Consider the following 12,797-nt stretch of genomic DNA (forward strand, 5'->3'; position numbering starts at 1 on the left):
AGTACCGGGTTCGGTACAGAGATGGTTCTCCTGCGCAGGGTCGTACCCCCAGGTCTGCTGCATGATCCGGTGACATCCGATCCTGCAGTCGCACTCCCGGCTACACCCTCAACTGCGAAGAACCAACAAATCTGGTACAGTGCGATCGCTGACAGATCTGTCCAGTCCGGCACCGCTGTGACTCCAGAAATCGCCACCCGGTCGTAGTGCGGAGTTCCCGCGGGTACGTCGCAGTAGCACAATTGAAGCGAGTATCCTCGCAAATAGCAGCGGCACGACCGTATCCGCTACGGTCTGTCGCCGGAGCGGCAACTCACACGACGCCCCATCCACTTGCATGTGGCGTGAGAACGCTGATTTGTAGCTGTGGATTCAGGGAGTTGACCTAGTACTACTAAGACCCAAGATTTGATGTGCGGATGAGGCGAATACCGAACTTCACGACTGCGGCGCCGACAAGCCCAACTACACCCAGTGCCGTCGCAATGACACCAACCCACACTAATGCGTTCTGCGCAGGACTGCTTTGCAGAGTTGTGTCATCAACGAGAGCGATGAACCCAGAAATGGTGAGCCCGACCACGGCGGCACATGTGAGACCCGCTAGCAGCAGGGCCGTCCCTATGCTGTTCAGTCGGCGCAGCTGGTCACGTTCCCTGGCCTGTCGAGGCCGTTGGTTCATGACCGAAATGATGAAACTCATGGCGATGAGTGTGAGTGCGACTCCGAAGCCGAGGAGAGTCCACATCGTTGAGAAGACAGCAAGGCCCGCCACGAAGCCGGCTAGAAGCGCGCACAGACCCGCGATGATCAGCAAGACGGCTACGCGGTCGCTGCTCACAGATCTTGCTTTCTGGGAACCTGCCTGCGCATGAGATCGAGCATCTCTTTGCGGCCAGCTTCCTGCCGCTTGAGGTACTTGGTGATCCCGACAATCGAAATTACCACGCCCACTACAATGATGAGAAAGGCAAACACGGACAACAGCGTCAGCAACATGCCAAGGACGCCAAAGTTCGATACAACAAATCCAAAGTCTTCCATAGGCTCAATTCTTTCGTTGTATGACTCTGCTCTGGATGCTCTCGTCACCTCGGCGTCTAGAACGTCTCATCGTCGTACTACTGTGCTACTACGCACTGCCGCGATGCTAATTTATTCGATTACGCGGCTTGGTGGGGCGACCGGTGAACCAGACGTATCCGCCCGCCGCGACGACGGCACCTCCCACGATCACTGCCCACCAAGGGAATCCAGGGATGTCAGGGGGTTCCTGTGCGTCTTTGAGAGCATCAGGAGGTGTCGGCTCGACGCGTTCACCGATGACGAGAATACGTTGAGTGTTGATGCCCAGCGGAGTGCAAGTGACGAGCGTGGCAAGGTCTTTACCCCGAACTGCGTCGAGAGTCTCAGTCTGGTCTGGATCGACGACCTTCGTGTCAACCACTTCGTAGGTGATGACGCGGCCGAAGGTGTTGAACGTGAAATAGTCACCCTTATCGATCTGGTCGAGCTTTGTGAACATCTCTGCCTCGGCCAGGCCCCTGTGTCCGGTGATGACGGTGTTATTGCCGACTCCGCCCACTGGAAGAGCTGTGCCCTCAAGGTGACCGATGCCGCGTAGCAGAGTCTCGTCAGAAGTACCATGGTAGATCGGCAGGTCGAGATCGATCTTCGGTATCTGTATGCGTGACATCACATCCGTGGTCGGACTCGTCAGGATATTGTCGTAGTCGAACCTGCCGTCAGTCTCGCCCCCATCATCTGCGGCTGGGCCGTCGAACTGCGGGAGGCGCTCATTGGCGTCGAGTGAGGCGCCGCCGGCTTCGAGCTTCGCGTTGTAGTCTTCGGCGAGCTTGAGCTGTTCGGCATTGTGTGGCGCGTCGGGATCATTCGTCGTCGTCGCGTTCTCGACGACTTTGGATTGGTCGATCTGAGTCAGCCACGCAGCCATCATCGGATAGGTCCACACGCAGGTGCCGACGAGTCCGAGGACAGCGATGATCACCGCGGGCACGGACAGTCGCCATTTCGGTGGTGTGGGCGGTGGCTCCGATGTGGGCGCGGTGAGCGTTGTGGTCATATTTCTCAGTATCCATCGGTCTCAAGCATGAGGCCGGGCGATGTACGCATCGCCCGACCTCATAGGAAGTCTCTCTCAGCTCGGTGACTAGTCACCGAGCTGAGAGAGACTTCATCGTCAGCTCTGGCGAGCTCGGCGGGTGTAGCGGATCACTGCGGCTCCGATTGCGACGAGAAGCAGTGCGATGCCGATGAGAGTCAGCAGCATCTTGCCGTCTGCACCGGTGAAGGGCAGCTCCCCGTGCTCTTTCTGCGTGTTCGAGATCTGCACGACGTAAGGGGATGCTTCGCCGTTGGCGACGACCGGGATGGCCTGTGACCAGGGATCGGAGGGAAGGACGTATCCCGCGGGAGCTTCAGTCTCCTTGACCCAGTAGTTCTTCGTCGTCGTATCGCCGTTGCCGACCCAGAGGCTGATGTTCGCAGTCCCGTTGGACCCGGTTGTGATCTTGCCGATGGGCTGACCATCGCGATCGGCGTAGACCTCGAAGACGGCGCCGGACAAAGTGGCTGAGGTGTCGTCATCTGCGTATTTGAGGATCTGCAGAGGGCCCCAGTTGGTCTTCGCCGGGTTCGACGTTACTTCGGAACCGTTGGTGTTGACGACTGCGTCGTTTTCGATGACGCCGTTGTCGCCCAGTGACGTCACTGTGGTGGTCACGGTCATCTTGACGTTGTCTCCGCCGGTGAGCTTGCCGAGACCGGTGGAGGTGAACTTGACGTTGGCGGTCTGGCCATCGCAGGTGGCGGTGTAGTCGGTGCCGGAGGTGAAGCCTGCGACAGCGATGCTCTCACAGGTCAGACGCGGGTCGAGCGAGTCCGTGATTGCAAATGACCGGTACGTGTCGTCGTTGGCGATGTTGGGCACCGGCGCGGTGATGGTCCACGTGACGGTGTTTCCGAGAACCGGGGTCGCAGGTGCGGCTACTTCCTTTGTCGGCGTGGTCTGGTTGGTCTTGTTTTTGGGGTAGACGTGGGCGTCGTAGAGCCACTTTCCGCCTGACTGTGGCAGGGGCAAAGTGACGAGGAACGGTTCGGCAGGGGAGATGACGTTGTGGTCGCCCGACCCTGTTTCCTCGACGAGGTAGAGCCCGTGTGGGAGATCAGTGGTGACGGTTCCGTCGCTACCGGTGGTGACCTTCTGCGGAGTGCCGAGCGTGTATCCACCACCGCCTTTGACGTCGCCGACGGTAGCGCCGTCGATGAGGTCCCAGCCGGGAGCGGTATCGAGATCGATGGTCTCTCCGTTGCGTTGAGTGACCGGGGTGATGGTGAACTCGACACCGTCGAGGGGATCACCGAGGCTTGAGGGATCGTCGATCTCGGTGCCGTCGCCGCGCTCTTGCTGATCCCCGTCGTACTTGTGGATCGTCAGCGAGGAGGGAGTATCCGGATTGATGTTGCCGACTGCGGCATCGGCGGGAGTCGAGATGCCGACGCCGACGAGGCTGAGCGCTGCCGCGGCGGCCAAAGCGGGTACCCACCTGACGCGTTTGAGGAAACTGGCCTTCATGTGTGGAAATTCCTTTCGGTGTTTCAGTCGATCGCGAGATCGTTGAAATGAGTGAGAGTGAGTGGGAGGAACACGCCGACCGCGCCCCTGCCGCGGGTAGAACGGTCGGTCAGCTCCCTTCTTGCGATCGACGACGCTGCAGCCAGATCACACCGGCGGCACAGCCTGCGAGCAGAGCGACTCCGCCGATCACGAAGCCGACGGTGCCGGTACCTCCGGTCAGCGGAAGCTGCGGTGACTCGGCTTGCTCGTTGACGAAGGGGGCATCGAATTGATGGTCAAGCTGTTCGCGAGTGATCGTGAACTCGTGCTCGGTTTCGTCGAGTACATAACCGGCGGGAGCACGTGTCTCGATGAGCGTGTAGTCGCCCCAGTCGAGTCCGTTGATACGGAACGTGCCGGCCTCCGGATCGACATCTCGTCCCGTGCATCCTTCAGCAGAGTCTGCGACGCAGTCGTCGATGGTGATCTCGGAGCCGTCGGGGCCTCGCAGCGTCCATTCGGATCCGTCGAGTGCCTCTCCCCCATTATTTGTCTTCTTCCACGATGCGGTGCCGGAGGAGTCGTTGTTCGTCACCGTGCACACGGCGTTCTGACCGGCTTTGATGGCCACCGTTTTGGTTTCGTTGTTGTAGGTGGCTCCGGTGCAATCAATGGAGTTCTGGTCGTAGCCGACGAGGGTGTCTTCAGTGATGGTGAAGGATCCCGTGGGAACGTATTTCTTCTCTCCCGAGTCGTAGGTCAGTTTCGAACCGCTGCTCGGTGTGGCGAAGAGCCGTTTGTTCCAATCGGCAGGGGTCAGTGTTCCGCCATTGTCGTTTTCGACTTTTTTGATGATCGTCAACGTTTGGCATTCGATGGTGTTCGTCACCGAATAGGTGTTGGAGCTGCTGGGGAGAGTGGTGCTGAAGTTGTCTGTCAGCGGCATTGTTCCATTGATACCGTCACCGGAGATGGTTTTCGACTTCATGGTGCAGCCGGGGAATTTCTGAGCGTCGATGGTCGTCGTCTCCCCGATCTTCACCGAGTCGCCGAGTGCGAAGCCCGTGCGGCGCTGACCGAAGGCGGGGTCGGTGCTGGGGGCACCGGAAGGGTCGAGCAGAAGTTTTGCACTGATTCCCTCGGGCTGACTGCCATTGGCATACGTTTTCCCGTCGATGTTCCACGTCTTGTTCACCGTGACATCCGCGCCGCGTTTCTTGTTGATGTAGCCGCAGCTGACATCGTCACCAGGCACGATGGATTGAGATAGGGTCTGTGATCCTGCGCCGGTTAAGGTGACATTCGTCGATGTTCCATCCAGACGGGTGATCTTGCATGCTCCGCTGACGAACTCGAAACCTGACTGTTGCTGCTCGAGTACGGCAAGGCGCGCCGAAGCTGTCTTGCTGTTGAAGTTCAGCGTCCACTTCGCGTTGCCATCAGTGCCCGTCTGTTGAGTCGCAGCGGTGGGTGATTGGCTGACGGTGCCGGACGTTGCTGTCGCAGTGGCTCCGACGGTCCAGCCCGAGGCGTTCTTCTGGTCGCCGCCGGTCTGGTTCTGGGTCTGTTTGTTGATAGTCACGTCTGCTGTCATCGGTGAGTTGACGAGGCGGCAGACGATCTCGTTTCCGGATGAGGGGATGGTGATTGTTGCCGAAGTGCCGTCGCCGGTTGGGCTGATCGGTGCGCCATCAGCGGTACAGCTGTAGCTCGAAGCGTACTTGCTCAGGTCAGTGGTTCCCGCGGCGGTTTCGGAGAAGCGAATGGCAGTTCCCCGCGCCACGGGCAGGGGTCCGACGCGCTGAGACTGAACTCCGGTGCTCGTCCCCTCTGTCGTGGTCGAGCCAAGTACTGTCCCGCCTTGTGAGAGGCTCAGACCGAACTGGTCACCCGTGGCGACGCGTTTCTTGACGTCCTTTTCGAGCGTGATTGTCGCAGGGGATGAACACGAAGCGAGGTCTGTGCTGTTGGCTCCGGTTGTCACCGTGGTCGGGTTGCTCCAATTCGGCATGTCGTACGAGGCCACAGTGTTGCTGTTGCCCAGATAGGCCTTTCCCTGCGAGTCGAAGGCCACACCGTTGACACTTCCGATGGTTGTCACACCGCGTGATCCTGAAGCGTTGATCTTGCCTCCGCTGGCAGCGGCGAGGGCATCGTTCGTGACGCTGAAGATTGTCGTGGTCGTGCCGCTGCCACGAACGATGAAGAGATTGCCCTGGGAGTCGAAGGCAATGTCGCCGTTGTTTGTTGATCCGGCACCTGTCGAGGTGTCGACATAACCCTTGTATTCGAAGGTGTTCGCGGACGGGTTGTAACGGTAGATCTTGAACTGTTGCCCGTTGGAGGTGAATCCGCCGAAATAAAACCGTCCCGACTGTGACGCGAGATCGACCGCACCAGCGACGAGGGATCCGTCGAAGCTGCCGTTGGCTGCTGTTGTGGTATTGAACGGGCTCCCCGTTTGCGTCCATTTTTCGGTCGCGGAGTTGAAGGTGTAGATCGTGGCGGTACGCGCATTGTTTGTACGTTCGTAGCCGAATATCGGTGTTGCACCCGTACCGATTCCCAGCCCATTGAATGACGATGTGCCGGTAGCAGGGGAACCGATGTTCGTCACTATGCCATTGGAGGACACCTGCTGAAGTTGCCCCGTCGCTGAGACTCCGTAGACGGTGCCGGGCGTACACAGTAGCGAAGCTGCCTGAGCCGACGCCTCCTGGGGTTTCAGGCTGCCGCTCTCATCGGCCTTGTCTGTCGCCGGAGGGTTGCCATCATCGAGAGCTTTTGTCTTCGGCACCGGCTTCGCCTTTGTTTCTGACGCTTCACTGTAACTCGACTCGTGAGCGTTGGCGGCTGCCGCAGGTGATGGAGCATGGAGAACACCGCTGAGTGCCACAAGAAGCACATACGCGAGCACAGCGCAGAAGAAGACCGTCATTCGAGGGTAGTACGGGCCGCCCTGAGGATTGCGTGGGGGTGTCAGGCTGGTCAACGCCATAGGGTCCTTATTCCTTCATCGTCCAGAAAGTATGACGACGGCAGAACATACGACGCAGCGCTGTCCCCGCCAGCAACACAACCTCAACAGAACTTGTGAAAGCATCGCCACACTCTAGCGAATGTACTACCGTGAGTCATCATTTAGATAACAAAACAATAACTTTCTGGCAAAATCCTGTGTTTTCCTGCCGAGGAAGCTCCTAGATGACTGGTGGGGTGTTGATTGGATTGCTTGACGTCAATCGCCTCGATCGCTTCAACAGCGGTTGGTCCAAACTTAGGAGGTGTGACGTACCCCGCAGGCACGGTTTCTCCGGATACAGTTGTGACGGCCCGCATCGCAGTCAGAAATCTGGAAAGATGTCAAGGTGTGAAAACTCTTCCTGAACTGATCGTGCTGGCCGAAGAGGTTGCCTGGCAGCGAATCATGTCAACCACTATGGCGGATATCGAACAGACCTCTGCTGCTGAAGACCTATGTGAGGAAGACTGTACGAGGATCCTTGCGATCCTGCACACTCGGATGAGACCCCGCACGACAGCCCCTCAGAAATAAGACGCAGAGCAACGTGTCAAGGCCGCGCTGCACCCCACTTGGCGTCACACGCGTCGTTCGTCCTGAAAGTCCTCGCCGTTCGTTTCGCCTGTCCGCACTGGGCCTGCTTGGTGATCTGCAGTGTAGATCTTCTTCTAGATGGTTTTCGAGGTTCAGCCTGTTCGCGTTCCTGAGAGTGACGGATGACTGGCGATGATCATAGAATCCCGAGGCTATGGATTAACAGCTACTCATCCCGAAGCTCGACGCCTTTCCGTTCCAGAAGTGTGAGCTCAAGATTGTCTGTCGGGTATACCCGCTCACCGAATCCGTCCATCGGTTGGGTTCAGGCGCAACCAAAACTGTCGAAGACGGCACCAGATTGACACACGGAGTTCGCTAGCTCGGTAGGTAATTGTCAGCATCAGGTGTCGGCCGTTTGAAGACCAGAAGGTGATAGCGCAGGCGCTAATTAGCACAGAAACATCACACATACCCTTCTCTCTGGCGCTACAGGATCCGCTTCGTGGCCCTCCCAACCAAGGCGGCCAGTGGCCGCCAGCGCACCGCTTCAGCAGATCGGAAGTTGCCAGCCCGGCCGAGTCACGTAACGCCAACCAGCAAAAGCGAGAGGATCCTCGCCTGCCGTGAGTGGGCACATCGAGCTCCAGCCCTCGGCAAATTCTCAGACAAACATCTGAGGTTCTTGGCCAAGGACTTCTTCACCGCCGGCTGGACGATCCGAGACCTCATCACAGCTCTCGACAGCCTCCCGGACGGTCGAGCTCACGGGCAGATCGTCGACGGTCAGTGGGTACCCTATTCGGGAGCCGATGGAATCTCCGCAGCTCGTCTCGGGCACTGGGTGAACTGGCGACTCAACGCCTGGCGAGACAACGGCACTGTCGTCGAGTCCCCCACTCAAACACGTATTCGCCGAGCGGTCGCAGCCAAAAACCAGCGACAGGCCCAGCAGCCGGCACGAGACGAAGAACGACAGCGAAACCCGACCGAGATGGCCACGCCTGAAGGGCAGTCGGCCAAGCAAGCCTGCCTGGATCAGTTCCGCGCCAACAGCGTGCGGAACCGCAATCTCCGCAGGCGACGGTAAGTGAGTGCGCCTCTCATGCCGCCTCAAACACTGCTGTGAGAGGGTAGCTCACGGACGTGCAGCCGTTATGCTGCGCACTTTGCTCTTTGAATCGAGATAGTCAGCAAAGTCTGGTGAAACGTACGTGGCAATACGGCGCATACGACGCAGAGTCAACTCGACGTTACCTGTATCTGCCGGCTCATGATGGGCCACACGATTGCGAGTATTGTTGAGCTCCACCATGCTCTCGTGCAGCTGCTGTCGATCTGTCCGGGGTGGCAGAACCTGCTTCAGGTATTGCCACGTTGTCGACTCAAGTCGGCGAGCCGTCATGTTCGCCCAGAAACCGAAAGTCAGCTCAGCCATGATCGCGCCTGGGGAAGGATGAGGGACCTTGACTCTGAATCGCGCCCTGGCCACGTCGTTACGAGAACGCACGTTCCCTTTTCCCGAACCTGGATACAGGCGTTGAAGGGGATACGGTTCAAGCCAGTGAGATTCGGCGGGTCGTAACGAAAGCCTGAGCCCACGGTCGTAAAGGTTGCGTAGGCCCACTTCGAAGTTAGCGAAATCGTGGAGCAGTGCGGCGTTCAGGTTTGCATTCCACTCATACAGTCGCAGTGCGCGAGCATCATCATGATTGGCTGCAATGATGTACTTCCTTATTCGATCCGCGCTCAACCACTCAACGACCCAGGCATCCATTCCGCTCCTTTGCTTGCCCACCTGCATGAGTGTAGAGTAGTAAACACAAAGGCCGTGTGAGCGTCAAGCGCTCAACGGTTAAAGCTTAGAGGGACCCGGTATTCGATCTTCGCGATCGACCCGGGTTCTTCGTCTTCCCCGGCATGCATGTGCTTCGTGAGATGACGCGGCAAACATAATCGCAAGACCCTCCACTGCTCCGCGTGTTGGTGCACGATCAGGCGAACTCGCCAGGATGCCAGGACTTGAGCTTGCCCATCACTCTTTCGGAAATATTCGACTGAGCTTTGTACACCTGGTCATTGATGCTAAGTGAAGCTGCAATATTTCGGCAATCGTCCAATTCCAAAGGCGCTTGAATGTCCTCCAGCAAATCGATCAGGTAGTCGGTTGTGTTGTACTCCGGCGAATGAAGGAAAGCCAAACCAAGAGAATAGGATATGTGAGACAGGGCGCGATCATCACTAGCGAATCGCTTCGAAATCCCCAGGCACAGATCCCTGATCCCCTTCCTGTTGTGCTCCAGCTTGCCTCCAAGAGGTGCTGGCATCTTAAACGCTTGAGTTTCACCCGCGAATCCAAACGGGGCCTCGCCGCACTTGACTGACTCGACGGGGACCCCTCGACCTAGAAGCCAACCAACTTCCTGCGAGCAATACGCAGAATCTCTGAATCCTTCATGGTAGAAGGCCACCCCAGCGTGAGTGTTTGAGAGCGCGCTTCTAATCTCATCAGCCCATTTCGTATCACCGACGATCGAATCATGCGCCATGTAGGTCTCAAATTTAAAGACGTTATCGAATTGCTCGACCACGGCTTTGACATCAGCCTTATGCTTCGCGATATGCGATACGAAGACCCGGAAGCGGGATTTTTCTTCGGGTATTACCTGTGGATCGGCGGCCGCATCTAGGGCGTGTCTCCTTTATTCACCATTGCAGCACTGACCCGGTGGATTGGTGACTACGAAGCAACGACACCGAGTATTCACTGATGAGCAGTGGGAGAAGATTGAACCTCTCCGACGAGGCAAGCTCCAAGGCGACGAGTCAATCGAACGGGTTCGGGTGTTTCTGCGCGATACTGTCGGTATCGATGCGGACAGTGAGACTGCTCGCAGACTCGTCAATGCTCTACTTACAGGGGGCTGACTGGCTCTCGTCGCACAGCGCGACGTCCCGTCGATGATCGACGGGGTACTGACATCGCCCTCCCCATGAGGACGCGGGCATGCCAGGGCCAAAGCACGAGAACCTTCTCCATAATGCTGATGAACAATGTCTCCTCGTTTCGTGTTTCTCACTTGAGCATGACCTGGCCCCGGGGTGTTCCCGGGGCCAAAGGGGGAGCCGTGGACGGGTCCGCAGTGTTTTGACCGTCATTGTGGCGTCACTGCCGCGCATTTTGCGTCGAGCACACTGGTAAGAGAATTAGCAGACGCGATCACACGGCTCCGAGGGTCAACATAAATGCGGAAACCTCTCACCTCCTCTCGTCTGGGCTCTCAGCGTTCTCAGGCTGGGGAGGAGAACGCTGACAAGCGAGGACTCGGTGGACGAAGGCCTGGGTTGCTGAGAGGCCGGGCGATCGGAACAGTTGCCACGGTGCGGAGTGCCTGAAGACCCGGCACCCGCAATGACTCACGACCTGCGGTTCATCACCTGTGTGGTGACTCGTGTCGAGGTCCCGCAGTTTGCGGTCGCTGAGGATGATCGCCCAGAACGCAGCATCGATACCCAGCTGATCGTTTGGTGCACACGTCTGCATGGCAACACGCCACCAATTGTTGTTAGGCACTGATGGCTGCTGGTTCAGCAGAGCCTGAGTTGATAGCGATCTTGCGGGGCTTCGCCGACTCCGCGACCGGGATACTGAGCGTGAGCACTCCGGCGTCATAGTTCGCCGTGATGCTGCTGGTATCAAGGTTGTCGCCGAGGACGAGCTGACGGCTGAAGGTCCCGCGGGGCCGCTCGGCCGCGACTGAAGACTCCCCGTGGTCGGGGGCGGGCCGTTCGGCTTTGACGGTGACGACGTTGTTCTCCACGTCGAGGTCGATGTTGTCAGGATCGATTCCTGGTAGGTCGAGTTCGACGCGGAAAGTATCGCCGTCGCGCCAGGCGTCCATGGGCATCATCACAGGGCGGGCCGTTGTGCCGGTGGCTCCGAAGATTTCTCTGCTCAGGCGTTCGACTTCGCGGAATGGGTCAGTGCGCATCATGATCATTGGTGAAACCTCCTTTGCTGGATGGTGGATTCGTGCAGATGATATGATCTACATCATCTGATAGACATATTATGTACTCGATCGGAATGCGAATGTCAACACTCAGTCGGGAGGAATTTTGGGAGATGGTGAGATGGCGAGTTCAGCGTCTGGTGGGCGCTTGTTCTCGATTTCGCATGTTGCGGAGCTGACCGGTGTTGGTGTGCAGTCGTTGCGACAGTACGAGGCTCATGGGTTGGTGGCTCCTGCTCGGAGTGAGGGCGGGACGCGGCGGTTCAGTCGCGGGGATATTGCTCGTCTGCGGCGTGTGCGCGACTTGGTTGACGTGGGCGCGAATCTCGTTAGCATCGGAATCATTCTCGATCTCCAGGATGAGAACACCTCGCTTCGGTACGAATTGAGGAGGATGCAATGATGGCGAATGAAACGCAGCCCGGTGTCGAGGTTCCTGAGCCGGACTGGAGCGAACAGCTCATTGACGCTCGAGAGCCTGAGGGTGTCAATCATGAAGACGTCGAATCGGTTCCTGGTTCGAACGCGATTCGCGAGGCCGACGACGGTGATGTCGCAGAACAGGGCGTCATCGTGGAGATCGACGATGATGACGGATACGACGACTCAGACGCGATCTAGGGCATGTCTCCTTTATCGGCGTAGCCATGTCAGGATCGCGCTGATCACGACCGCCGCCCGATAGGTGATCGCGAGCTTGTCGTAGCGCGTTGCTAATCCTCGCCACTGTTTGACGTAGGCAAACGAGCGTTCCACGACGTTGCGGTTCCGATAGGCACCAGCATCGAACGTCGGCGGCCGTCCACCCTTACTCCCGCGTCTCTTTCGGCTCGCGACCTGGTCCTTCTTCTCCGGGATCACTGCCCGAATGCCTCGCGATCGCAGGTACTCGCGATTCGCCCTGGACCCATAAGCACGATCAGCGAGAACGGTATCCGGACGAGTGCGAGAGCGACCGCCACCAGCCCGCGGCACTCGAATATCGGCAAGGACCTGCGGCAGGATCACCCCGTCGTGGCGCTGTCCACCGGTGACCACCACTGCCAGGGGGCGGCCATTGCCGTCGACGGCATGATGGATCTTCGTCGTCAGCCCACCGCGCGAGCGACCGATGCCATGCCCGGTCGGCTCACACTCCTGATCGGGCAGATTCTTGTAATTCGACGTAGCCCCCTGTGTCTTGGTCAGGGCGCGTCGTGTTCGTTGCATGCTGGTGGCCACGATTGATGGTGCCATCCACGGAGACGTTCCAGTCGATATCACCGGCAGCATCAGCATCAGAAAGTACGTGGGCCAGCACCCGGTCCCAGGTGCCATCGGCGGCGTAGCGGCGGTGACGTTTTCATACCGTCTGCCAGGGCCCGAAGTGCTCACGGGGCAGATCGCGCCAGGCGATGCCGGCACGGTAGCGGTAGACGATTCCCTCGACGATTCGACGGTTGTTTTCAAACGGTCGGGCTCTTTTGCCGGCATTCGAAGGTAGGAGAGGTTCAATCTTCTCCCACTGCTCATCAGTGAATACTCGGTGTCGTGAGCTTCCCCGCAAGTCGTGGACACGTGAACCACGTCACGCAGCCTGCGTAGACGCTTCCTCCTGAACCCGGCCGGCACTGTGCTCGGCCCGGGACTTCTCCTCAAACTCCACCGGCGG

11 protein-coding genes and 1 pseudogene are annotated in these 12,797 nt (G+C 58.4%); 3 read left to right on the forward strand and 9 right to left on the reverse strand.

Translation table 11 applies throughout. The features are described 5' to 3' along the window. Positions 1 to 394: 394 nt before the first annotated feature. From HK353_RS16585 to HK353_RS16605, 5 genes are all read right to left on the reverse strand, one after another. Positions 395 to 841 carry a hypothetical protein gene (locus tag HK353_RS16585; RefSeq protein ID WP_173157970.1) on the reverse strand — a complete coding sequence of 149 codons (447 nt, stop codon included), beginning with the start codon at positions 839 to 841 and terminating at the stop codon, positions 395 to 397. After that, complete coding sequence (locus tag HK353_RS16590) at positions 838 to 1,044, reverse strand: hypothetical protein (RefSeq protein ID WP_173157972.1); 207 nt, start codon at positions 1,042 to 1,044, stop codon at positions 838 to 840. The genes HK353_RS16585 and HK353_RS16590 overlap by 4 nt, the downstream gene beginning before the upstream one ends. Before the next feature lie 106 nt (positions 1,045 to 1,150). Continuing rightward, a complete protein-coding gene (locus HK353_RS16595) occupies positions 1,151 to 2,083 on the reverse strand; it encodes a class C sortase (RefSeq protein WP_173157974.1) in 933 nt (310 codons plus the stop codon). Between the two features lie 117 nt (positions 2,084 to 2,200). Beyond that, on the reverse strand, positions 2,201 to 3,595 hold the full coding sequence (locus tag HK353_RS16600) for a SpaH/EbpB family LPXTG-anchored major pilin (protein ID WP_173157976.1): 1,395 nt from the start codon (positions 3,593 to 3,595) through the stop codon (positions 2,201 to 2,203). Between the two features lie 109 nt (positions 3,596 to 3,704). After that, entirely contained in the window at positions 3,705 to 6,515 is a 2,811-nt protein-coding gene (locus HK353_RS16605; protein WP_173157978.1) for a prealbumin-like fold domain-containing protein, read from the reverse strand. A 1,303-nt stretch (positions 6,516 to 7,818) separates the two neighbouring features. Here HK353_RS16605 and HK353_RS16610 point away from each other — a divergent pair. Further along, positions 7,819 to 8,223, forward strand: a complete 405-nt coding sequence (locus HK353_RS16610; protein ID WP_173157981.1) for a hypothetical protein — start codon at positions 7,819 to 7,821, stop codon at positions 8,221 to 8,223. 48 nt (positions 8,224 to 8,271) lie between these two features. Here HK353_RS16610 and HK353_RS16615 read toward each other — a convergent pair whose 3' ends face one another. The 3 genes from HK353_RS16615 to HK353_RS16625 form a co-directional block, all read right to left on the reverse strand. Then, a complete protein-coding gene (locus HK353_RS16615) occupies positions 8,272 to 8,910 on the reverse strand; it encodes a CAAX protease (RefSeq protein ID WP_173157983.1) in 639 nt (212 codons plus the stop codon). Positions 8,911 to 9,127: 217 nt separating this feature from the next. Further along, on the reverse strand, positions 9,128 to 9,724 hold the full coding sequence (locus HK353_RS16620; RefSeq protein WP_173157985.1) for a hypothetical protein: 597 nt from the start codon (positions 9,722 to 9,724) through the stop codon (positions 9,128 to 9,130). Between the two features lie 975 nt (positions 9,725 to 10,699). Then, the gene (locus HK353_RS16625; protein WP_173157991.1) at positions 10,700 to 11,131 is read right to left on the reverse strand and encodes an Hsp20/alpha crystallin family protein; all 432 of its coding nucleotides are present in this window, start codon (positions 11,129 to 11,131) and stop codon (positions 10,700 to 10,702) included. A gap of 136 nt (positions 11,132 to 11,267) precedes the next feature. On the opposite strand from HK353_RS16625, the gene HK353_RS16630 reads away from it, so the two are divergent. Both HK353_RS16630 and HK353_RS16635 read left to right on the forward strand, forming a co-directional pair. Continuing rightward, entirely contained in the window at positions 11,268 to 11,549 is a 282-nt protein-coding gene (locus tag HK353_RS16630; RefSeq protein ID WP_173157987.1) for a MerR family transcriptional regulator, read from the forward strand. Continuing rightward, a complete protein-coding gene (locus HK353_RS16635) occupies positions 11,549 to 11,767 on the forward strand; it encodes a hypothetical protein (protein ID WP_173157989.1) in 219 nt (72 codons plus the stop codon). The genes HK353_RS16630 and HK353_RS16635 overlap by 1 nt, the downstream gene beginning before the upstream one ends. A gap of 12 nt (positions 11,768 to 11,779) precedes the next feature. Here HK353_RS16635 and HK353_RS16640 read toward each other — a convergent pair. Further along, positions 11,780 to 12,692, reverse strand: a pseudogene (locus HK353_RS16640) (IS5 family transposase). Positions 12,693 to 12,797: the final 105 nt, after the last annotated feature.

Source organism: Brevibacterium permense (assembly GCF_013280495.1).
GTDB lineage: Bacteria > Actinomycetota > Actinomycetes > Actinomycetales > Brevibacteriaceae > Brevibacterium > Brevibacterium permense.